Annotated in this window: 20 protein-coding genes; 4 read left to right on the top strand and 16 right to left on the bottom strand. The window is 56.0% G+C overall.

Translation table 11 applies throughout. The features are described 5' to 3' along the window. Window positions 1–53 precede the first annotated feature (53 nt). The gene (glyA, locus tag L3068_RS16865; RefSeq protein ID WP_008502165.1) at window positions 54–1,307 is read right to left on the bottom strand and encodes a serine hydroxymethyltransferase; all 1,254 of its coding nucleotides are present in this window, start codon (window positions 1,305–1,307) and stop codon (window positions 54–56) included. Window positions 1,308–1,611: 304 nt separating this feature from the next. Here glyA and hmpA point away from each other — a divergent pair, with 304 nt between their 5' ends. Further along, window positions 1,612–2,802, top strand: coding sequence for an NO-inducible flavohemoprotein (gene hmpA / locus L3068_RS16870; protein ID WP_063667015.1), 1,191 nt, complete (start codon window positions 1,612–1,614; stop codon window positions 2,800–2,802). A gap of 83 nt (window positions 2,803–2,885) precedes the next feature. Here the strand turns inward: hmpA and glnB are convergent, their stop codons facing one another. From glnB to purL, 5 genes are all read right to left on the bottom strand, one after another. Further along, window positions 2,886–3,224: a nitrogen regulatory protein P-II gene (gene glnB, locus L3068_RS16875; protein WP_003860685.1), complete on the bottom strand. Its 339-nt coding sequence runs from the start codon at window positions 3,222–3,224 to the stop codon at window positions 2,886–2,888. Between the two features lie 65 nt (window positions 3,225–3,289). Continuing rightward, window positions 3,290–4,627 carry a two-component system response regulator GlrR gene (gene glrR, locus L3068_RS16880; RefSeq protein ID WP_014884832.1) on the bottom strand — a complete coding sequence of 446 codons (1,338 nt, stop codon included), beginning with the start codon at window positions 4,625–4,627 and terminating at the stop codon, window positions 3,290–3,292. Beyond that, a complete protein-coding gene (gene qseG, locus L3068_RS16885) occupies window positions 4,614–5,351 on the bottom strand; it encodes a two-component system QseEF-associated lipoprotein QseG (RefSeq protein ID WP_023337635.1) in 738 nt (245 codons plus the stop codon). The genes glrR and qseG overlap by 14 nt, the downstream gene beginning before the upstream one ends. Window position 5,352: 1 nt before the next feature. Next, the gene (gene qseE, locus L3068_RS16890) at window positions 5,353–6,780 is read right to left on the bottom strand and encodes a two component system sensor histidine kinase QseE/GlrK (RefSeq protein WP_014884834.1); all 1,428 of its coding nucleotides are present in this window, start codon (window positions 6,778–6,780) and stop codon (window positions 5,353–5,355) included. Between the two features lie 532 nt (window positions 6,781–7,312). Next, the gene (purL, locus tag L3068_RS16895) at window positions 7,313–11,200 is read right to left on the bottom strand and encodes a phosphoribosylformylglycinamidine synthase (RefSeq protein ID WP_117580723.1); all 3,888 of its coding nucleotides are present in this window, start codon (window positions 11,198–11,200) and stop codon (window positions 7,313–7,315) included. Between the two features lie 267 nt (window positions 11,201–11,467). Here purL and mltF point away from each other — a divergent pair, with 267 nt between their 5' ends. Next, window positions 11,468–13,018, top strand: a complete 1,551-nt coding sequence (mltF, locus tag L3068_RS16900) for a membrane-bound lytic murein transglycosylase MltF (protein WP_014884836.1) — start codon at window positions 11,468–11,470, stop codon at window positions 13,016–13,018. Here the strand turns inward: mltF and tadA are convergent. From tadA to murQ, 4 genes are read right to left on the bottom strand one after another with little or no spacing between them, the layout of a single operon-like run. Further along, on the bottom strand, window positions 12,906–13,445 hold the full coding sequence (gene tadA, locus L3068_RS16905; RefSeq protein WP_014884837.1) for a tRNA adenosine(34) deaminase TadA: 540 nt from the start codon (window positions 13,443–13,445) through the stop codon (window positions 12,906–12,908). The genes mltF and tadA overlap by 113 nt on opposite strands. A gap of 24 nt (window positions 13,446–13,469) precedes the next feature. Next, the gene (gene yfhb / locus L3068_RS16910) at window positions 13,470–14,105 is read right to left on the bottom strand and encodes a phosphatidylglycerophosphatase C (protein WP_023331092.1); all 636 of its coding nucleotides are present in this window, start codon (window positions 14,103–14,105) and stop codon (window positions 13,470–13,472) included. A gap of 3 nt (window positions 14,106–14,108) precedes the next feature. Beyond that, on the bottom strand, window positions 14,109–15,470 hold the full coding sequence (locus tag L3068_RS16915) for a PTS transporter subunit EIIC (RefSeq protein WP_014884839.1): 1,362 nt from the start codon (window positions 15,468–15,470) through the stop codon (window positions 14,109–14,111). Window positions 15,471–15,481: 11 nt separating this feature from the next. After that, a complete protein-coding gene (gene murQ, locus L3068_RS16920) occupies window positions 15,482–16,375 on the bottom strand; it encodes an N-acetylmuramic acid 6-phosphate etherase (RefSeq protein ID WP_059373376.1) in 894 nt (297 codons plus the stop codon). Window positions 16,376–16,493: 118 nt separating this feature from the next. Here murQ and L3068_RS16925 point away from each other — a divergent pair, with 118 nt between their 5' ends. Both L3068_RS16925 and L3068_RS16930 read left to right on the top strand, forming a co-directional pair. Next, window positions 16,494–17,342 (top strand): MurR/RpiR family transcriptional regulator, encoded by an 849-nt coding sequence (locus L3068_RS16925; protein ID WP_014884841.1) that lies wholly within the window; start codon window positions 16,494–16,496, stop codon window positions 17,340–17,342. Between the two features lie 56 nt (window positions 17,343–17,398). Then, window positions 17,399–17,659 carry a YfhL family 4Fe-4S dicluster ferredoxin gene (locus tag L3068_RS16930; protein WP_059373377.1) on the top strand — a complete coding sequence of 87 codons (261 nt, stop codon included), beginning with the start codon at window positions 17,399–17,401 and terminating at the stop codon, window positions 17,657–17,659. Here L3068_RS16930 and acpS read toward each other — a convergent pair. The 6 genes from acpS to lepB all read right to left on the bottom strand — a co-directional run bounded on the left by acpS (window position 17,656) and on the right by lepB (window position 22,327). Further along, the gene (acpS, locus tag L3068_RS16935; protein WP_014884843.1) at window positions 17,656–18,036 is read right to left on the bottom strand and encodes a holo-ACP synthase; all 381 of its coding nucleotides are present in this window, start codon (window positions 18,034–18,036) and stop codon (window positions 17,656–17,658) included. The genes L3068_RS16930 and acpS overlap by 4 nt on opposite strands. After that, entirely contained in the window at window positions 18,036–18,767 is a 732-nt protein-coding gene (gene pdxJ / locus L3068_RS16940) for a pyridoxine 5'-phosphate synthase (protein ID WP_023331095.1), read from the bottom strand. The genes acpS and pdxJ overlap by 1 nt, the downstream gene beginning before the upstream one ends. A gap of 54 nt (window positions 18,768–18,821) precedes the next feature. After that, window positions 18,822–19,529, bottom strand: a complete 708-nt coding sequence (recO, locus tag L3068_RS16945; protein WP_023331096.1) for a DNA repair protein RecO — start codon at window positions 19,527–19,529, stop codon at window positions 18,822–18,824. Between the two features lie 18 nt (window positions 19,530–19,547). Next, complete coding sequence (gene era / locus L3068_RS16950; protein ID WP_006176722.1) at window positions 19,548–20,453, bottom strand: GTPase Era; 906 nt, start codon at window positions 20,451–20,453, stop codon at window positions 19,548–19,550. Beyond that, window positions 20,450–21,130, bottom strand: a complete 681-nt coding sequence (gene rnc / locus L3068_RS16955) for a ribonuclease III (protein ID WP_010434072.1) — start codon at window positions 21,128–21,130, stop codon at window positions 20,450–20,452. Before rnc ends, era begins: the two co-directional genes overlap by 4 nt. 222 nt (window positions 21,131–21,352) lie before the next feature. Beyond that, window positions 21,353–22,327, bottom strand: a complete 975-nt coding sequence (lepB, locus tag L3068_RS16960) for a signal peptidase I (RefSeq protein WP_014884846.1) — start codon at window positions 22,325–22,327, stop codon at window positions 21,353–21,355. Window positions 22,328–22,338 lie beyond the last annotated feature (11 nt).

Consider the following 22,338-nt stretch of genomic DNA (forward strand, 5'->3'; position numbering starts at 1 on the left):
CCATAAAAAAAGGCCGCACGCGCGGCCTTTTAACGTTCTGCTGAGCAGAGGAATTATGCGTATACCGGGAAGCGTGCGCAGATATCCAGAACTTTACCTTTGACGCGCTCGATAACCGCTTCGTCATTGATGTTGTCCAGAACGTCACACATCCAGCCAGCCAGCTCTTTCACTTCCGCTTCTTTAAAGCCGCGACGCGTTACAGCCGGAGAACCGATACGGATACCGGAAGTCACGAACGGGCTCTTCGGATCGTTTGGCACGCTGTTTTTGTTCACGGTGATGTTAGCGCGGCCCAGGGCAGCGTCAGCTTCTTTACCGGTCAGGTTCTTATCAACCAGATCCAGCAGGAACAGGTGGTTTTCAGTACCGCCAGAAACCACTTTGTAGCCACGGTTCAGGAACACTTCCACCATCGCTTTGGCGTTCTTAGCAACCTGCTGCTGATAAACCTTGAACTCTGGCTCCATCGCTTCTTTCAGCGCTACCGCTTTTGCCGCGATAACGTGCATCAGCGGGCCGCCCTGCGCGCTTGGGAACACGGCAGAGTTCAGTTTTTTGTACAGCTCTTCGTCACCGCCTTTCGCCAGGATCAGGCCACCGCGTGGACCCGCCAGGGTTTTATGGGTAGTGGTGGTCACAACGTGAGCGTGCGGAACCGGGTTCGGGTAAACGCCAGCGGCAATCAGACCCGCTACGTGCGCCATGTCGACGAACAGGTAAGCACCGATGCTGTCTGCGATTTCACGCATTTTTGCCCAGTCAACGATACCGGAGTAAGCAGAGAAGCCACCGATGATCATCTTCGGTTTATGCTCTTTAGCCTGCTTCGCCATGTCTTCGTAGTCAATTTTACCGGACTCATCGATACCGTAAGGGATGATGTTGTACAGTTTGCCGGAGAAGTTCACCGGGGAGCCGTGAGTCAGGTGGCCGCCCTGCGCCAGGTTCATACCCAGCACCGTATCGCCCGGCTGCAGCAGCGCGGTGTAAACGGCGAAGTTAGCCTGAGAGCCGGAGTGCGGCTGCACGTTCGCGTAGTCAGCGCCAAAGAGTTCTTTCGCACGGTCGATTGCCAGCTGCTCAACGATATCAACGTACTCGCAACCGCCGTAGTAGCGCTTGCCTGGATAACCTTCAGCGTATTTGTTGGTCAGCTGAGAACCCTGTGCCTGCATGACGCGCGGGCTGGTGTAGTTTTCGGAGGCGATCAGTTCGATGTGCTCTTCCTGACGTACTTTTTCCTGCTCCATAGCCTGCCACAGTTCGGCATCATAATCGGCAATGTTCATTTCACGCTTTAACATCCGCATCTCCTGACTCAGCTAACAAGTAAATTTTGGCCTGAAAAGGCAGTCCTGTTGGACGACGGGCAACAGTATAACTGAATAGTTCTGTGATAACAGGTCTTGACAAACCATTTTACGCAAACGTTTTCCTTCACGCCACGCAAGGGTTTGAGGAATAAAGCGCTCCCCTGTTTCAACGGATTTCTTTTCAGGTTTGTGATGCATATTTTTCATCTTGCAAAGAACCATTTACAACGCAGGGGTATTTTTTATAAGATGCATTTAAAATACATCATTAAAGTTACATCAAAAGGACGCGCTCATGCTCGACGCTCAAACCATCGCTACCGTTAAAGCCACCATCCCCCTGCTGGTGGAAACCGGTCCTAAACTCACCGCTCATTTTTACGATCGCATGTTCACGCATAACCCAGAGTTGAAAGAGATTTTCAACATGAGTAACCAGCGTAATGGCGATCAGCGTGAAGCCCTGTTCAACGCCATCGCGGCCTACGCCAGCAACATTGAAAACCTGGCGGCATTACTGCCTGCGGTGGAAAAAATCGCGCAGAAGCACACCAGCTTCCAGATCAAACCCGAGCAGTACAATATTGTCGGCGGCCACCTGCTGGCAACGCTGGACGAAATGTTCAGCCCGGGCCAGGAGGTACTTGACGCCTGGGGTAAAGCCTACGGCGTGCTGGCAAACGTCTTCATCAACCGTGAAGCGCAGATCTACAGTGAAAACGCCAGCAAGAACGGCGGCTGGGAAGGCACGCGCGCCTTCCGCATCGTTGAGAAAACACCGCGCAGCGCATTGATCACCAGTTTTGAATTTGAACCGGTGGATGGTCAGCCGGTAGCGGATTATCAGCCAGGCCAATATCTCGGCGTGTGGCTGAAGCCTGAAGGTTTTCCGCATCAGGAGATCCGCCAGTATTCCCTGACCCGCAAACCCGACGGCAAAGGCTATCGTATTGCGGTGAAACGCGAGGACGGCGGCCAGGTTTCCAGCTGGCTGCATAACGAAGCCAGCGTGGGTGACGTCGTTCACCTGGCCGCACCGGCGGGTGACTTCTTCATGGCGGTAGACGCTACTACCCCGGTAACGCTGATCTCGGCTGGTGTCGGCCAAACGCCAATGCTGGCGATGCTGGATACGCTGGCGAAAGCAAACCACAGCGCACAGGTCAACTGGTTCCATGCCGCAGAGAACGGCGATGTGCATGCCTTTGCGGACGAAGTGAAAACGCTGGGCGCGACGCTGCCCCGCTTCACTGCGCATACCTGGTATCGCCTGCCAACGGAAGCAGACCGCGCAGCCGCACGTTTTGACAGCGAAGGGTTGATGAATTTAAGCCAGCATGAAGGGGCGTTCAGCGCGCCGGATATGCAGTTCTACGTCTGCGGACCGGTGGCGTTTATGCAATATGCCGCGAAGCAGCTGGTGGCGCTGGGTGTGAATAAAGACAACATTCATTACGAATGTTTCGGCCCGCATAAAGTGCTGTAATGCAAAAAGCCCCTCGAACGAGGGGCTTTTTTTTCGCCGGGTGGCGGCTACGCCTTACCCGGCCTACAAAACCGTTGGCATCGTTAAATCGCGGCGTCGTCTTCTTCGCCGGTACGGATACGGATCACGCGCGCCACGTCAAAGACGAAGATTTTACCGTCGCCAATTTTGCCCGTCTGCGCCGTGCGGATGATGGTATCCACGCAGGTATCGACGATGTCATCGCTGACCACGATTTCAATTTTCACTTTCGGCAGAAAATCGACCATGTACTCTGCGCCACGATAAAGCTCGGTGTGGCCTTTCTGACGACCAAAACCTTTCACTTCCGTCACGGTCATCCCGGTGATGCCGACTTCCGCCAGCGCTTCACGCACATCATCCAGTTTGAAAGGTTTAATAATCGCATCAATCTTTTTCATGGTGGGTCCTTAAACGCTTGCCTGTAAGCTGCCTCGTAATCGATTGCTCACAGTACCATACGGCATTACTCTTTAAAATCGTTTGCTTCCAGCTCGTGGCGTGAGAGCAGCTTGTAAAACTCGGTGCGGTTGCGTCCGGCCATTCGCGCTGCGTGGGTCACGTTGCCTTTGGTGATCTGCAGCAGCTTGCGCAGATAGTTCAGCTCGAACTGGTTACGCGCTTCGGCGAACGTCGGCAAGGCCGTGTTTTCCCCTTCCAGCGCCTGCTCCACCAGCGCATCGCTGATAACGGGCGATGACGTCAACGCCACACACTGCTCAATCACGTTTACCAGCTGGCGAACGTTACCCGGCCAGCTGGCCGCCATCAGCCGTTTCATCGCATCGGTGGAAAACGCGCGGACAAACGGTTTATGGCGATCGGCCGCCTGACGCAACAGGTGATTCGCCAGCAGCGGAATATCTTCAGCACGCTCCGCCAGTGCCGGGATTTTGAGATTCACCACGTTCAGACGGTAGTAGAGGTCTTCACGAAACTCGTTGCGCGCCATCACTTTTGGTAAGTCGCGGTGGGTGGCGGAAATAATTCGTACGTTAATATCAATATCGCGGTTGCTGCCCAGCGGGCGCACTTTACGCTCCTGAAGCACGCGCAGCAGTTTGACCTGTAGCGGCGCAGGCATGTCACCAATCTCGTCGAGGAACAGCGTGCCACCTTCCGCGGCCTGGAACAGCCCTTCCCGGCTGCTTACCGCGCCGGTGAAGGCGCCACGGGCATGACCAAACAGTTCGGACTCAAGCAATTGTTCCGGAAGCGCGCCGCAGTTAATGGCAATAAAGGCATTTTTGCTGCGCGGGCTGGCGTTGTGGATCGCCTGCGCCAGGATCTCTTTCCCGGTTCCGCTCTGGCCGTTAATCAGCACGCTGACGTCGGACTGGGCGACCATCCGCGCCTGCTCAAGCAGACGTAGCATGATCGGGCTGCGGGTTACAATGGATTCACGCCACGCGTCGTCGCCAGAGGGTGCCGCGTGCTCCAGCGCGCTGTCGATGGCTTTGTAGAGTGCGTCTTTATCTACCGGCTTGGTGAGGAAGCTGAATACGCCCTGCTGGGTTGCGGCGACGGCATCCGGAATTGACCCGTGTGCCGTCAGGATAATCACCGGCATGCCCGGCTGCTGCTTCTGGATCTCCGCGAACAGCTGCAGGCCGTCCATTTCGTCCATCCGCAGATCGCTGATGACCAGATCAATTTTCTCGCGGCTAAGGACTTTCAGCCCTTCCTGTCCGCTTTCCGCAGTCACTACGCTGTAGCCTTCACTCACCAGACGCATCCCCAGCAGCTTTAACAGCCCGGGATCGTCATCCACCAGTAAGAGATGGGCAGGTTTACGGCTCGTCATGCTTCACATCCTCTTGTTTCTGCGTGTCGCTGTCCGGTGCTGCGGATGCGCTACCAGGCTGATATTTGCGCGACGAGAGCTGTCTTTCGATATCGGTCAGGTTTTCCAGCTTGCGCGTCGTGGTATCCAGCTGAGTGCGTAAATGCTGTTGCTGTTGACGCAGCGTATCAAGTTCGCTGTCGGTGGACTGCTGGAGCTTGCTGTAGCGAGAACGCTCTTCAGACAGCTGAAGCTGTAAGGTCTGACCATCCCGCCAGAGCTGGTATACCGGTCGTACCTGTACCGGGAGCGCGATCGTAAAGGTATCCAGCCGGGTCACATTAGCCCGGCGTTCGACGGGGGTGATTTTCGCATCGGCCAGTAGAATTCCCCGCTTGAAAGCGTCCTGCCAGGTGTCGTCATCCAGCATCGCCGCTTTCGAACGGGCGTCCACCGGCGCAAGACGCTGGGCACAATCTATTCCGCGCAGCCAGAACAGCGGATTATTTTCGACATCATGCCCTGACAAATTCCAGATGTCGTCACAGCGGGTAGAGAGGAAATCCGCCAGCTGGTTATCCGGCCATTTATCTTCTTGTTTACCGCTTATCGCACTTTGTGGCGCATGGGAAACGCACCCTGCCAGAAATAAACAAGGTAAACCCAGGCGAAATGTGTTGCTGGAAAACACCGCACGTACGGCGCGGAAAAAGACGTGTGACATACTCACCAGACTTAGATTCATTTTATTGGTTTTTCCGGCTCAGGGGCAGTTCAATACGGAAGCAAACATCCGCACGTTCGTCCGTGGCAATGTTTAGCTCACCCTGCATGCGTCGTATGCAGTCCCGGGCGATGCTTAAGCCCAGACCACTTCCTTTTACCGCACCCTTCCGCTGATGACTCCCCTGGAAAAAGGGTTCGAAGATCATGGTTTTTTCGTCATCAGGGATCGGGGTGCCGGTGTTAGCGACGTCAATAAACACCCGGGAACCCATCGTATAACTTCGGATATAAATGTTACCGGATTCAGTACCATAGTGCACCGCATTGGAGTAAAGATTATCCAGAACGCTCATTAAAAGCATCGGTTCAGCGAGACAGGCAGGCGCACTCAACTCCACCCCGGTATGCATCATTTTAGCTCTTGCTGGCAAGCTATGGGCGGAGATCACCATATCCACCAGCGGCGCAATCTCGACCTCTTCAAGAACGACCGCCCCGTCAGCCAGCTTGCGGTTGTAATCCAGCAGCTGTTCAATCAGCTTTTGCAGGTTGCGGCTGCTGGCATCCAGAATCTCAACAATTTCTTTCTGTTCTGGCGTTAGCGGCCCTGCCACCTCGTCTGCCAGCAGCTCCGTTCCTTCACGCATGCTGGCGAGCGGCGTTTTCAGTTCATGGGAAATATGGCGCAGGAACTGATGACGCTGGGATTCCAGCCACGCCAGACGCTCAGACAGCCAGATAATACGCTGACCAACGGAGCGCAGCTCGCGCGGGCCTTTAAAGGAAACCGAATCCCCGAGCGATTTCCCCTCTCCAAGACGGTTGATCATACGCTGAATGCCCTTCACCGGGCCGATGATCATACGGGTAAAGAGCAGAACCAGCCCGAGACTCACCAGGAAGAGCACCAGTGCCTGCCAGCCGAAGAACTGCCCGCGTTCGGCTATCTCCTGCTGCAGCTGCTGACCGCGAGAGAAAATGACCGTGCGGGTTGACTGCACCATCTCGGTGTTGGCGGCAGCAAACGCTTCAAGACGCGCGGCGGCGGCGGCATCCGGCCCGCTATTGTGGCATTGCAGCTGCGCAAGATCGTTCAGATCCTGACGCAATGCCTGATACAGCTTGTCGTCGGGCAACACGCCCGCATGCGCGTCCAGCATCTCGCTGTAGCGCTTGCGTTGACTCTGGTAAACCTTTTCCAGCGTCCGATCGTCAAGCACGCAGTACTGGCGATAGCTACGCTCCATCTCCAGCGCGGCGTTGGTCATCGCTTCACTGCGTCTGGCGTCGATAAGCGTGGTGCGGTTAGTCAGTGCGGCCTGAGCGCTCAGCGCGTTAAGGCTTTGCCACGCCTGCCAGGCGAGGATCAGCAATGGCAGCAGGATTAGCAGGAAGGCCATCATCACGAGCTGTCGCAGGGAGCGGGGAAAAACGGGCCAGCGTTTCAACGCATTACTCTCTTCATGGGGGTTTACGCAGAGCGTAACTGAGTCTGCCCTTCAGATACAACAAAGCCGGGTAAAAACCCGGCTTTGTTATGGAATAAGGCGGTGCCTAACTCGACGTTTCGCCCTGGCCTGATAAAGCATCGCTATGATCAGTAGTTGGACGGCAGGCACCTTTTTGTGCGTCATTCGAAGTTTATGTAGCACGTCCCGAAGGGGCTGACATAAGAAGGTGAATGAGCCACTGGTTAATATTATGCAACACCCGTGCCAGAATGCAAAACAAAACATTAACACATTGATATATAAACATTTTACCAACTTCACCTGTTCATTATCGTTTGAATGATTTCCAGGCTAAGTGTCGCTATTAAGCAACACCTTAACAGGAACCTGTTCTGCCATATATAAATCAATGAGTTAAATGTCTCCTTTTGGAGACAGTCGCAAACCGTCTTTGTCGCAATTTTGCGACACACATAAAAAAGCCCGGTGCGCTACGCTTACCGGGCCTGGAAGGTACCTGCTTTACATCTTAACCCAACTGTTTACGCGCATTGCGGAAGATACGCATCCACGGGCTGTCCTCGCCCCAGTTTTCCGGGTGCCAGGAGTTGCTCACGGTACGGAACACGCGCTCCGGGTGCGGCATCATAATGGTTGCACGACCACTTTCGCTGGTGACTGCCGTAATACCGTTGACCGAGCCGTTCGGGTTAGCCGGATAGGTTTCGGTGACCTTGCCGAAGTTATCGACAAAGCGCAGCGCCACCAGACCTTTGCTTTCAAGCTGAGCCAGATGTGCTGCATCACGCACTTCTACCTGACCTTCACCGTGGGACACGGCGATTGGCATCTGTGATCCGACCATGCCCTGCAGCAGCAGAGATGGGCTTTGTGTCACTTCCACCAGGCTGAAGCGCGCTTCAAAGCGGTCAGACTGGTTACGCTCAAAGCGCGGCCAGGCTTCGCTGCCCGGGATAAGCTCGCGCAGGTTGGACATCATCTGGCAACCGTTACACACGCCCAGCGCCAGCGTTTGCGGACGGTGGAAGAAGGTTTCGAACTCGTCGCGCACGCGGCTGTTAAACAGAATGGACTTCGCCCAGCCTTCACCGGCGCCCAGTACGTCACCGTATGAGAAACCACCGCAGGCCACCAGCGCCTGGAAATCTTCCAGACCGGTACGCCCGGCCAGCAGATCGCTCATGTGAACGTCGATGGCGTCAAAGCCCGCACGGTGGAAGGCAGCCGCCATTTCAACGTGGGAGTTAACGCCCTGCTCGCGCAGCACGGCCACCTTCGGACGTGCACCCGTCGCAATGTACGGCGCGGCGATGTCTTCGTTGATGTCGAAGGAGAGCTTCACGTTCAGGCCTGGATCGCTGTCGTTAGCCTTCGCGTTATGCTCCTGATCGGCACATTCCGGGTTATCACGCAGGCGCTGCATCTGCCAGGTCGTTTCCGCCCACCACATACGCAGCGTGGTGCGGCTTTCGCTGAAGACGGCATGACCGTCAGCTTCAATGACAAAGCGGTCGCCCTGTACGGCTTTACCCAGATAATGTACGCAGTCTGCCAGACCGTGCTGCGCAAGAATGGCTTCAACCGCATCGCGGTCTGCCGCACGCACCTGAATCACCGCGCCCAGCTCTTCATTGAACAGCGCTGCCAGGCGGTCTTCACCCAGAGAGGCAATATTCGCCTCCACACCACAGTGGCCGGTGAAGGCCATCTCTGCCAGCGTGACCAGCAGTCCGCCGTCGGAGCGGTCGTGGTAGGCCAGCAGCTTACGCTGCGCGACCAGCGCCTGAATTGCATCGTAGAAGCCTTTTAACTGGGCCACGTCACGCACATCGGCCGGTGTATCACCCAGCTGACGATAAACCTGCGCCAGCGCCGTGGCACCCAGCGCGTTGTGACCTTTACCCAGGTCAATCAGCAACAGGGCGTTGTCTTCGGTCGCAAGCTGCGGCGTCACGGTGTGACGTACGTCTTCCACGCGCGCAAAGGCGGAGATGATCAGCGACAGCGGAGAAGTGATCTCGCGCTGCTCGTTGCCTTCCTGCCAGCGGGTTTTCATCGACATGGAGTCTTTGCCCACCGGAATGGTCAGCCCAAGCGCAGGACACAGCTCTTCGCCCACCGCTTTCACGGCTTCATACAGGCCCGCATCCTCGCCAGGGTGACCGGCAGCGGCCATCCAGTTAGCGGAGAGCTTGATACGTTTGATATCGCCAATCTGCGTCGCGGCAATGTTGGTCAGCGCTTCACCCACAGCCAGGCGGGCGGACGCGGCGAAGTCCAGCAGCGCCACAGGCGTGCGTTCGCCCAGGGCCATCGCTTCACCGTAGTAGCTGTCGAGACTCGCGGTGGTTACGGCACAGTTCGCGACCGGGATCTGCCACGGGCCGACCATCTGATCGCGCGAGACCATACCGGTTACGGTACGGTCGCCAATGGTGACCAGGAAGGTTTTCTCTGCCACCGCCGGCAGGTGCAGCACGCGGTTGACCGCTTCTGCAACGGTGATGCCCTGGCGATCCAGCGCTTTGCCCGCTGCTTTACGCGTTTGCACGTCGCGGGTCATCTTCGGCGTTTTACCGAGCAGAACGTCCAGCGGCAGATCGATCGGCTGGTTGTCGAAATGGGTGTCGCTCAGGGTCAGGTGCTTCTCTTTGGTCGCTTCGCCGATGACGGCATACGGCGCGCGCTCGCGGCGGCACAGCTCGTCAAACAGCGGCAGTTGATCCGCTGCAACCGCCAGAACATAACGTTCCTGGGATTCGTTACACCAGATTTCCAGCGGGCTCATGCCTGGCTCATCGCTCAGGATATCGCGCAGGTTGAAGCGGCCACCGCGACCGCCATCGCTCACCAGCTCCGGCATGGCGTTAGACAGACCGCCCGCGCCCACGTCATGGATAAAGAGAATCGGGTTCGCGTCGCCCAGCTGCCAGCAGCGGTCGATGACTTCCTGGCAGCGACGCTCCATTTCGGGGTTGTCGCGCTGAACGGAAGCAAAGTCGAGATCCGCATCTGACTGACCGGAGGTCATGGAGGATGCCGCGCCGCCGCCCAGGCCGATGTTCATCGCCGGGCCGCCCAGCACGATCAGCTTCGCGCCAACCACGATCTCGCCTTTCTGGACGTGATCGGCACGGATATTGCCGATCCCACCCGCCAGCATGATCGGTTTGTGATAGCCACGCAGCTCTTCGCCGTTGTGACTGTCCACTTTCTCTTCATAGGTACGGAAGTAGCCGTTCAGTGCCGGACGGCCAAATTCGTTGTTGAATGCCGCGCCGCCCAGTGGACCGTCGGTCATGATATCCAGCGCGGTCACAATGCGCTCTGGCTTGCCGAAATCCTCTTCCCATGGCTGCTCAAAGCCAGGGATGCGCAGGTTGGAGACGGAGAAACCAACCAGACCCGCTTTTGGTTTCGCACCACGTCCCGTTGCACCTTCATCACGGATTTCACCGCCTGAACCGGTGGCCGCACCCGGCCACGGGGAAATTGCCGTCGGGTGGTTGTGGGTTTCCACTTTCATCAGGATATGCGCAGGCTCCTGATGGAAGTCGTAACGACCGGTAGCGTGGTCGGCAAAATAGCGCCCAACCTCGGAGCCTTCCATCACCGCGGCATTGTCTTTATAGGCAGACAGCACGTGGTCGGGGGTTTGCTCCATGGTGTTTTTGATCATTTTGAACAGCGATTTAGGCTGCTGTTCGCCGTCAATAATCCAGTCGGCGTTGAAAATTTTATGGCGGCAGTGCTCGGAGTTGGCCTGCGCGAACATGTAGAGCTCGATGTCGTTCGGGTTGCGGTTCAGCTTAACAAACGCATCCTGCAGGTAGTCGATTTCGTCTTCTGCCAGCGCCAGGCCGAGACGCAGGTTAGCGTCAATCAGCGCCTGACGGCCCTGCCCCAGCAGGTCTACGCTTTGTACCGGCGCAGGCTGATGGTGGGAGAAGAGCTTCTGTGCGTCATCAAGAGAAGCAAACACGCTTTCCATCATGCGGTCATGCAGCTCGGCGGCAACCGCCTGCCACTGCGCGTCGCTCAGGGTCGAGGCGTCAACGTAGTAGGCCACGCCGCGCTCCAGACGGTTAATCTGGCTCAGGCCGCAGTTGTGGGCAATGTCGGTGGCTTTAGAAGACCAGGGGGAGATGGTGCCCGGACGCGGCGTCGCAAGGATCAGTTTGCCGGTTGGCGTATGGCTACTCAGATTTGGGCCATACTTGAGCAGGCGTTCCAGCTGTACGCGCTCCTCTGCATTCAGGGGGGCATTCAGGTCAGCAAAATGGACATACTCAGCGTAAATATTGCTTACCGGAAGGTCGGCCGCCTGAAAACGTGCCAGCAGTTTGTTAATACGGAAGGCAGACAGTGCAGGCGAACCACGCAGAATTTCCATCATAAGTCTCTCGTCTTCGAAGCGCCGGGGCGCTTTCAGTGTGCGCAAGGGGGAAAACGGGCGTCATTATAGAGAATCCTGAGCGCCGACGAAACCGTTTGCGTGGAAATAAAATTGGCGGAGACATTTAGCAATAGATGTGACCTGTCTCTCTAATTGGTTGCCAAGTGGCGCAAGTTTACGCAAAATGCCGCTCATTCAATGGCAAACCTGATTATCAAACATGGCTACAGCATACTGAGGCAACCGGCGTCGCAGAGAATTAACTAATTGAAAAAATTAAAGATTAATTATCTGCTCATCGGCATTGTTACGTTGCTGCTGGCAGTGGCCCTTTGGCCTTCCATCCCCTGGTTCGGTAAAGCCGAAAACCGTATCGCCGCCATTCAGGAGCGGGGGGAGCTGCGCGTCAGTACGCTCAACTCTCCGCTGATTTACAGCGACATTAACGGCAAAATTATTGGCCTTGATTATGAACTGGCGCAGCAGTTCGCCGATTATCTTGGCGTGAAGCTTAAAATTACCGTTCGCCAGAATATCAACCAGCTGTTCGACGACCTTGATAACAACGATGCCGACATACTGGCAGCCGGTCTGGTCTATAACAGTGAGCGTAGCAAAAACTATCAACCGGGCCCGACCTATTACTCCGTTTCGCAACAGCTGGTCTATCGCGTCGGGAGTCTGCGGCCACGCACGCTGGCCTCCATTAACGATCAACAGCTGACCATTGCGCCCGGCCATGTGGTGATCGAGGATCTGCGTGAGCTGAAAGAGAAGAAATACCCCGACCTGAGCTGGAAGGTTGATCCGAAACTGGGCACAACGGAGCTGCTGGAGCAGGTAAAAGATCAGAAACTGCCCTACACCATTGCCGATTCGGTTGCGATCAGTCTGTTCCAGCGCGTGCATCCTGAAATTGCCGTAGCGCTCGACGTTACCGACGAGCAGCCGGTGACCTGGTTTAGCCAGCTCGATGACGATCAGACTCTTTCTGCGGCCATGCTCGATTTCTATAACACCATCAATGAAGACGGCACGCTGGCGCGCCTGGAGGAAAAATATCTCGGCCACGGTGATGACTTTGACTATGTTGACACCCGCAGCTTCCTGCGCGCGGTAGATAGCGTCCTGCCAGACCTGCAGCCATTATTCGAAAAATACGCCCAGGAGATTGACTGGAAACTGCTGGCGGCTATTTCGTATCAGGAGTCCCACTGGGACACCCAGGCCACCTCACCGACCGGCGTGCGTGGCTTAATGATGTTAACCAAAAATACCGCGCTGAGCCTGGGCGTGAATGACCGTACCGATGCGGAACAGAGCATCAGCGGCGGGGCTCGCTATCTGCAGGATATGATGGCCAAAGTGCCGGAAACGGTGCCGGAAGAGGAACGGATTTGGTTTGCGCTGGCAGCCTACAATATGGGCTACGCGCATATGCTTGACGCGCGGGCGCTGACCGCGAAAACGAAAGGTAACCCGGACAGCTGGTCAGACGTAAAGCAACGTCTGCCGCTGCTAAGCCAGAAGCCGTGGTATAACAAGCTGACTTACGGCTACGCGCGCGGACATGAAGCCTACGCCTACGTGGAAAATATCCGTAAGTATCAGATTAGCCTGGTCGGCTATCTGCTCGAGAAAGAAAAAGAGGCGACAGAGGCAAGACAGCTGGCTGAGAGTTATCCGGTTGTGGCGCCGGACGAGCTTAATCGTCCGACAACTTCAATTCTGCCTTTTGTTGCTTTTTCTGCTGACGGCGCATTCGAAAGAAATCGCTTAATAGCGCCGAACACGCTGGTGCAAGTACCCCACCGATAGTTTTCACCTGGTGATTCATCCCTGGATGACCCAGCACGTCCAGCAGAGAACCGGCCGCACCGGTTTTTTCATCCCGCGCACCAAAGACCAGCGTACCAATCCGGCTGTGCACCATCGCCCCAGAACACATCACGCACGGCTCAAGCGTGACATACAGCGTGGTATCAAGCAGACGATAGTTTTGCAGCACCATTCCGCCCTGACGAAGGGCCATGATTTCAGCGTGCGCAGTCGGATCGTGACGGCCAATCGGGCGGTTCCACCCTTCCCCTATCACCTGGTTATTGTGGACAAGCACGGCACCCACGGGCACTTCTCCCTCGTCCCAGGCGCGCTGGGCAAGCGTAAGCGCATGGCGCATCCAGTATTCATGATCGCGTTCAGGGTTGCACAACGGTTGATACTCCAGTCTAAAAGCGGGCGGCATTATACACACCCGCTATAGATAAGACTATTCGAGTTGCTGAAGTTCGCCTGCGGGCGTGACGCGCCAGCGATGCTGGCAAAAATAGAGCAGCGGGTTGTCCTGTTTGCTGTCGCTGTAGCCGCTGTAGAGACGCAGCGGCGTGCCGATGCGTTTCTCCAGCTGCACCACTTTTTCATGCCCCAGGCAGCGCATACTCAGTACCCAGCCGCCGTAACCACGGGCAATTTGTGTGGCGATAAGATTCACACGCGGCAGCCAGGGCGTATCAAAATAAACCTGTTCAACCAGCGTCTGCGGGGAGCCCGTGATCAACCAGATGTCGGCATCGTTGGCGTCGAGGTAACTGGTGAGGCGCGCCTGTACAACCGGGAACGCGGCGACATGACCGCGAAACCAGTGCGCAAACTCCTTTTCTAGCTGTTTTAGCCGCGCTTCGCTGTGGCCAAACGTACATCCCCAGAGCAGCAGGCTCATCGGCCAGCGCGCCGCCCGGCCTTTCACCAGCAGCGCGATGCCGATCGCCGGTAACAGCGGTAAGACGAGCAGCGCATTCAGAGGCTGGCGCCGCAGCAGGTAGCGCATAAACGTACCAAACATATCCTGCTGATGCAGCGTTCCATCCAGATCGAAAAAGACAACGCGACGCTCGTGATTTGCCAAACCTTACTCCTCTGGGTCGTTGAATCCTAACAGCCAGGTAAACAGGAACCCGGCGATCACCGCTACAGAATAGCCTAACAGATAGAGCATCACTTTTCCGGTCACGATAGTTAACGCCAGCGGCAAACCGGAGAGACCAAACGTAATGACGGTAGCAACTTTCCAGTAGCTGATGAGCGCCCCGCCGACCGCGCCGCCCAGACAGGCAGCCAGGAACGGTTTACCCAGCGGCAACGTGACGCCAAAAATCAGCGGTTCGCCAATGCCGAGCAATCCAACCGGAAGCGCGCCTTTAATCACTTTTTTCAGGCGTGCGTTGCGGGTTTTCAGCAGTACGGCAATCGCCGCACCGACCTGCCCCACCCCCGCCATTGAGAGTATAGGCAACAGCGCGTTGTAACCGTGCGCCTGCACCAGTTCGACGTGGATCGGCACCAGTCCCTGATGCAGACCGGTCAGCACCAGCGGCAGGAAGGTGCCTGACAGCACTGCCCCCACTAACAAACCGCCGCGGTCAATGGCCAGAGACGCGCCATGAGCGATGGCATCAGAGATCCATCCCCCTAATGGCTGAAGAACCACAATCGCCACACTACCGGTAATTAACGTGGTCAGCAGGGGGTTGAGGATGAGTTCAATCGAGCCGGGCAATACCGCGCGAAGTCTTTTCTCAATCCAGCACATCAGGATAACCACCAGCAGCACGGCAATCACCCCGCCGCGACCAGGCTGGAGCGCCTCGCCAAACAGCGTAATTTGCGCCAGCTGCGGGCTGGAGAGAATGCCCGCCATCACGCCCCCCATCGCCAGCGAACCGCCAAACACTTTGGCGGTATTCACCCCGACCAGAATGTTCATAATGGCAAACACCGCGCTGCCGAAGATCCCCAGAATACCCAACAGGTTCGGATACTGGGTGGCAAAGTCCCCGACGATATCCGGACGCTTGAGAATATTGATAATCCCGGTGATCAAGCCGGAAGCAATAAACGCCGGGATCAGCGGGATAAAGACATTTGCCAGCTGTCGTAGCGCGTCGCTCATGGGGGCTTTGTATTTCGCCTTCGCCTGCGCTTTGGTGCGCGCAGCATCGTCGAGCGTCACACTCGCGCCGCCGCCCATCAGCGCGCGCATGGCATCAACCACCTGCGCCGCTTTCCCCGGCCCGACGATCAGCTGGTGTTGCTGCCCCTGCTTCACGTAACCGCTGACACCGGAAAGCTTCTTCAGGCCCGGCACATCCAGCTGGTCGTCGTTATGCACTTCGACGCGCACGCGCGTCATGCAGTTTTCCAGACGCTGAATATTCTCTTCTCCGCCGATCCCTCGCAGGATATCGCTGGCGAGCGCTGCTGTTTTGTCCATACACGCCTCTGTTAGTTTTCTAATGCCGCCCGTAAGAAGCCATTATGCGCATCGAGTCTGGCTCGCGCGGCCGCCGCATCCAGCCCACTTAAGATCATCAATATGGCGGGTTTAACATCGTGATCGGTCTGTTGGAGGACCGCTTCTGCCTCTTCACGGCTTGCGCCTGTCGCCTCCATCACCATACGGCAGGCTCTGTCCACCAGCTTGACGTTAGTGGCCTGCATATCCACCATCAGGTTCTGATACACCTTGCCGAACTTCACCATCGCACCGGTGGAGATCATATTGAGCACCAGCTTTTGCGCGGTACCGGATTTCAGGCGCGTGGAGCCGGTGAGCGCTTCTGGCCCGACAACCGGGGAGATGGCGATGGCGGCCACCTGAGCGATTGGAGAGCCGGGGTTACAGGAGATGGCGACCGTCGTGCAGCCGGTCTGGTTGGCGTATTCCAGACCGCCAATGACGTACGGCGTGCGCCCGGATGCCGCCAGCCCGACGACCAGATCGTTCGCCGTCAGAGTAAGTGCCTTCAGGTCATCCTCACCCAGCTGTTTGTTATCTTCCGCCCCTTCAACGGCTTTCAGCAGCGCACCAGGCCCCCCCGCAATCAGCCCGACCACCAGCCCATGCGGCACGCCAAACGTTGGCGGACATTCGGAGGCGTCCAGCACGCCGAGACGGCCGCTGGTACCGGCACCCATGTAGATAATGCGGCCACCTGCTTTGAGGGCTTCCGCCGCCGCATCGACCGCTTTCGCTACCTCAGGTAATGTCTCTTTCACTGCCTGCGCGACCAGCGTATCCTGTTGATTAAAGCGGTTAACCAGCTCCAGAGTAGAGAGCGCATCCAGATCCATGGTTTGCGGGTTACGCGTTTCAGAAACAAGTGAGCCAAGATTCATTTTTTGTACCTCAAGAATTTTTAATTCATAATAATAACACTATAATGGAATATAAAATTCATTCAGGCGAGCAAAATTCGTATTTGCGTAGACAATCACATTTCCGCCGGGAGTACTTATGAACTGTTTAATTCGCATTCGCCAGCGCTACGCCGGCTTTGCTCAAAGCGACAAAAAACTGGCGGACTTTCTGCTTTCTCAGCCTGACCGCGCCCGTCATCTCAGCTCGCAACAGCTGGCAAGCGAAGCCGGGGTAAGTCAGTCAAGCGTGGTGAAATTTGCCCAGAAGATCGGTTTTAAAGGCTTCCCTGCCCTTAAGCTGGCAATTAGCGAAGCGCTGGTGAGTAATCCCAACCCGCAATCTATGCCGGTGCATAACCAGATCCGCGGGGATGATCCAATGCGTGTGGTCGGGGAAAAGCTGATTAAAGAGAACGTCGCGGCCATGCATGCCACTCTCGACGTAAATACCGAAGAGAAGTTACTGGAAAGCGTGGCGATGCTGCGAGCGGCGCGGCGTATTATTTTAACCGGTATTGGCGCATCCGGCCTGGTGGCGCGTAATTTTGGCTGGAAGCTGACCAAAATCGGTTTTAACGCGATTGTCGAGCAGGATATGCACGCCCTGCTGGCGACCGTGCAGGCGATGGATCCTGAAGATCTGCTGCTGGCCATCTCCTATTCCGGTGAGCGCCGCGAGATTAACATGGCAACGGACGAAGTGCTGCGCGTCGGCGGCAAAATCCTCGCCATCACCGGGTTCACCCCGAATGCCCTGCAACAGCGGGCCACGCGCTGTCTGTATACCATTGCCGAAGAGCAGGCCACGCGCAGCGCGGCGATCTCGTCAACCAGTGCGCAAATGATGCTGACGGACCTGCTGTTTATGGCGCTGGTGCAGCAGGATTTAGAGCGGGCGCCAGAGCGCATTCGCCATAGTGAAGAGCTGGTAAAAAAACTGGTCTGAGTAAGGAATGAGCGTATAATGCCCGCCCTGTTTGTGATGTTTCTGAGAATTTCCTGATGGCGCTGTTAATTACCAAAAAATGCATCAATTGCGATATGTGCGAACCGGAATGCCCGAACCAGGCGATTTCGATGGGCGACAGCATTTATGAGATTAACAGCGACCGCTGCACCGAATGCGTCGGCCACTATGAAACGCCGACCTGTCAGAAAGTGTGCCCGATCCTGAATACCATCCTGAAGGATCCGGCACACGTTGAGAGTGAAGAGCAGCTGTGGGATAGGTTTGTCCTGCTGCACCACGCGGACAAACTCTAGCTTTCAATAATCACCGTTGCGCAGGCGTAGTGACGTTCGTCCGCGAGCGTCACATGCATGTGATTCACGCCCAGTTTCTCCGCAAGCTTTTGCGCCTCGCCCCATAACCGCAGGCGCGGCTTTCCCAGTTCGTCGTTAAATACTTCAAACTGATTAAACGCCAGGCCGTTACGAATGCCCGTACCGAACGCTTTGGCTGCCGCCTCTTTTACCGCAAAACGTTTTGCCAGAAAGCGCACCGGCTGCTGATGCGCTTCCCAGATGGCCCATTCGTTATCGCTGAGCACGCGTCTTGCCAGGCGCTCGCCGCTACGGGCGATCACCGCTTCTATGCGGGCTATCTCAACGATATCAGTGCCTAAGCCCAGAATGGCCATTACTGACGCGCTTCCAGCATCAGGCGTTTCATTTCTGAGACCGCCTCTTTCAGGCCGCTCATCACCGCACGACCAATAATCGCATGACCGATATTCAGCTCATGCATCTCCGGCAGGGCAGCGATAGCCTTAACGTTATGGTAGGTCAGGCCGTGTCCGGCGTTAACCTTCAGCCCCAGGCTCGCCGCGTAGGTGGCCGCTTTGGCAATACGCTCCAGCTCTTTGGCTTGCTCAGCATCGTTTTTGGCATCGGCATAGCAGCCAGTGTGAATTTCGATATACGGCGCGCCAACGTCCGCTGCGGCTTTGATCTGCGCGAAGTCGGCATCGATAAACAGGGAAACCAGGATACCGGCATCCGCCAGACGTTTGCAGGCATCGCGCATTTTATCGATCTGCCCAGCCACATCCAGACCGCCTTCGGTGGTCACTTCCTGACGCTTTTCCGGCACCAGGCAGCAGAAATGGGGTTGAGTCTCGCAGGCAATGGCCAGCATCTCTTCCGTGACCGCCATCTCCAGATTCATGCGCGTATCCAGCGTCTGACGCAGAATACGCACGTCGCGGTCGGTGATGTGGCGGCGGTCTTCACGCAGGTGAACGGTAATGCCGTCGGCGCCAGCCTGTTCGGCGATAAATGCCGCCTGAACCGGATCGGGATAAGCCGTGCCGCGTGCGTTACGCAGCGTGGCAATGTGATCAATATTGACGCCTAACAGTAATTCAGCCATGACAATCCTCGGTATTTTGGTTCATTTCCCTTCCTTCTCCGGGAGAGGGCAACGTTAACGTTTCGGCATAAACTGCCTGAATAATTCGCGGCTCTTTAAGGGCTTGCCGCCAAGATACGGCTTGAGGGCGATCCGGGTAAAGCGTTTTGCTGCGCGCAGGGTGTCCTGATCGGGAAACTCGCGCGCATAAAGCGCCCGAAGCTGGCGCCCGGTAAAGGTACTGTTATCAATCACGATACTGGCGATAAACCCTTTTTCTTCCCGATAGCGGTAGGTCATCGCGTCTTCGACTTCGTCTCCGCTTCCCGCACAATGCAGAAAATCGACGCCGTATCCCAGATGCCCCAGCAGCGCCAGTTCAAAACGTCGCAAGGCAGGTTCAGGCGTGCCGGTTGCCCCTGCGAGGGCCTGGATACAGTGCAGATAATCAAAGAAAAGTTCAGAGAAGCGAGTCTCATGTTCAAGAACCCGCGAGATGAGTTCATTGACATACAGACCGCTGTACAGGGTGATACCAGAAAGAGGAAGCGCCAGGGAGACGGCTTCAGCGCTGCGCAGGGTTTTCACTTCCCCTCGCCCACCAAAGCGGACCAGCAGCGGCGTGAAAGGCTGTAGTGCACCTTTCAGATTAGAACGTTTGGAACGTGCGCCTTTCGCAACAAGGCGCACGCGACCGGACTCTTCCGTGAAGACGTCCAGCATCAGGCTGGTTTCGCTCCAGGGACGACTATGCAGGACGAAGGCGCGCTGCCATCCTTCCATCATACTCGTCGTCTTAGGTTACTGGTCTTCGCCGTAACCGAGGCTGCGCAGAGCACGCTCATCATCGGCCCAGCCAGATTTCACTTTCACCCACAGCTCCAGGTGAACCGGCGCTTCAAACATCTCCATCATGTCTTTACGGGCTTCAATACCGATGGTTTTGATCTTGGCACCTTTGTTGCCGATCACCATCTTCTTCTGCCCCTCACGCTCAACGAGGATCAGGCCGTTAATGTCGTAGCCGCCGCGCTCGTTGGTCTGGAAACGCTCGATCTCCACCGTCACAGAGTACGGCAGTTCCGCGCCCAGGAAACGCATCAGCTTTTCACGGATGATTTCAGACGCCATAAAGCGCTGAGAACGATCGGTGATGTAGTCTTCCGGGAAGTGATGAATCGCTTCCGGAAGATGCTTACGCACGATGCCCGCGATGGTATCGACGTTCAGGCCAGTCTCTGCAGACAGCGGAACGATATCGAGGAAGTTCATCTGGCTGCCCAGCCACTGAAGATGCGGCAGCAGGTCAGCCTTTTCCTGCACGTTGTCAACTTTATTGACCGCGAGGATGACCGGCGTTTTGCCGTCACGTAGCTTGTTCAGCACCATTTCGTCGTCCGGTGTCCAGCGGGTGCCTTCCACAACGAAAATGACCAGTTCTACATCACCAATCGAGCTGCTCGCCGCTTTGTTCATCAGACGGTTAATGGCACGCTTCTCTTCCATGTGCAGGCCCGGAGTATCGACGTAGATCGCCTGATACGCGCCTTCAGTATGGATGCCGACAATGCGGTGACGCGTGGTCTGCGCCTTACGCGAGGTAATAGAAATCTTCTGCCCAAGCAGATTATTCAGCAGGGTGGATTTGCCGACGTTCGGACGTCCGACGATGGCAATAAATCCGCAATACGTTTTTTCTTCGCTCATTCCAGCTCCAGCATTTTTAACGCCTGTTCGGCGGCAGCCTGTTCAGCCTTACGACGGCTTGAACCTGTGCCCACCACCGGTTCACTCAGGCCACTGACCTGGCAATGGATGGTAAATTCCTGATCGTGCGCTTCACCACGTACCTGCACCACCAGATAAGATGGCAGCGGCAGATGACGGCCCTGCAAATATTCCTGCAGACGCGTTTTCGGATCTTTTTGTTTATCGCCCGGGCTGATTTCGTCCAGACGGCTCTGATACCAGTTGAGGATCAGCTTTTCTACGGTCTGGATATCGCTGTCCAGGAACACACCACCAATTAATGCTTCGACCGTATCGGCAAGAATAGATTCACGACGGAAGCCGCCGCTTTTCAGTTCACCCGGCCCAAGACGCAGACATTCGCCCAGTTCAAATTCGCGCGCGATTTCCGCAAGGGTATTCCCCCGAACCAGCGTGGCACGCATGCGGCTCATATCCCCCTCGTCAACACGCGGGAAACGATGATAAAGCGCATTCGCAATCACGAAACTTAAAATTGAGTCGCCTAAAAACTCAAGACGCTCATTATGCTTGCTGCTGGCACTGCGGTGGGTTAATGCCTGTTGCAACAACTCCTGATGATGAAAAGTGTAGCCCAGCTTCCGTTGAAGCCGATTAATTACGATGGGGTTCATGCGATACCAATAAATGAATGCGTCAAAAATGCAGCACACGAAACCGACCTGAGAAAACCAACGCGGTTTCGTGTGCCGTGGCACCCTTGCAGGGCCAACCTTAAACTTCGGGGGAATATTCTATACACAACGACAGGGGATGTCGTTAGTTCAAAGAGATTTATCGAGGAAATAATTCACGTAGCCGCTAATTAAAGCGGCTACGCGTTCATTTATTGAGAATTAATGGATTCCGCCAATGCGATTCAGGCGTACACCGGTCGGCCATTCGCCTTCCTGTTTCTCAAAACTCATCCAGATTGCGGTGGCTTTACCGACCAGATTCGCCTCAGGCACAAATCCCCAGTAACGGCTGTCCGCAGAATTATCGCGGTTATCCCCCATCATGAAGTAATGTCCCGGCGGTACAATCCAGCTCGCCAGCTGCTGACCCGGCTGCTGATAATACATACCCACCTGATCCTGCGCGATTGGCACCGTGAGGATACGGTGAGTCACATCACCCAGCGTCTCTTTGCGCTCGACCAGACGAATACCGTTCTCTTTGGTTTCGCCTTTTGGCACCTGGAAGAACCCGCTGGTCGCTTCACCGCCGTTACGACGGGCAAAGGTCTGCACAAAATCACTCGGCTCAACGTTTGAGTAGGTGATGGGCAGTGCGTTTTCACACGCGGTGCCAGAACTGCAGCCAGGCTGAACGGTAACTTCCTTGGCGACCGGATCGTAGGTCACTTTATCACCCGGCAGGCCAACCGCACGCTTGATGTAGTCCAGACGCGGATCTTCCGGGTATTTGAACACCACGATGTCGCCACGCTTCGGATGACCGGTTTCGATCAGCGTTTTCTGGTAGATAGGATCTTTAATGCCGTAGGCAAACTTCTCTACCAGAATAAAATCACCAATCAGCAGCGTTGGCATCATTGAACCGGATGGGATCTGGAACGGCTCGTAAATAAACGATCGCACCACCAGCACAATGGCCAGCACCGGGAATACCGAGGCGCCCGTTTCCAGCCAGCCCGGTTTCGGGCCGACTTTTTTCAGGGTTTTCGCATCCAGCTGATCGCCAGTGGCTGCCTGTGCGGCAGCCTGACGCTCACGGCGTTTTGGGGCGAAGATAAACTTATCCAGACACCACAGCAGACCTGTCACCAGGGTAGCAATGACCAGGATCAGGGCAAACATGTTCGCCATGCCAACTCCTT

The sequence above is a fragment of the Enterobacter cloacae complex sp. ECL414 genome, assembly GCF_021869685.1.
In the GTDB taxonomy this organism is placed as follows: Bacteria; Pseudomonadota; Gammaproteobacteria; order Enterobacterales; family Enterobacteriaceae; genus Enterobacter; species Enterobacter kobei.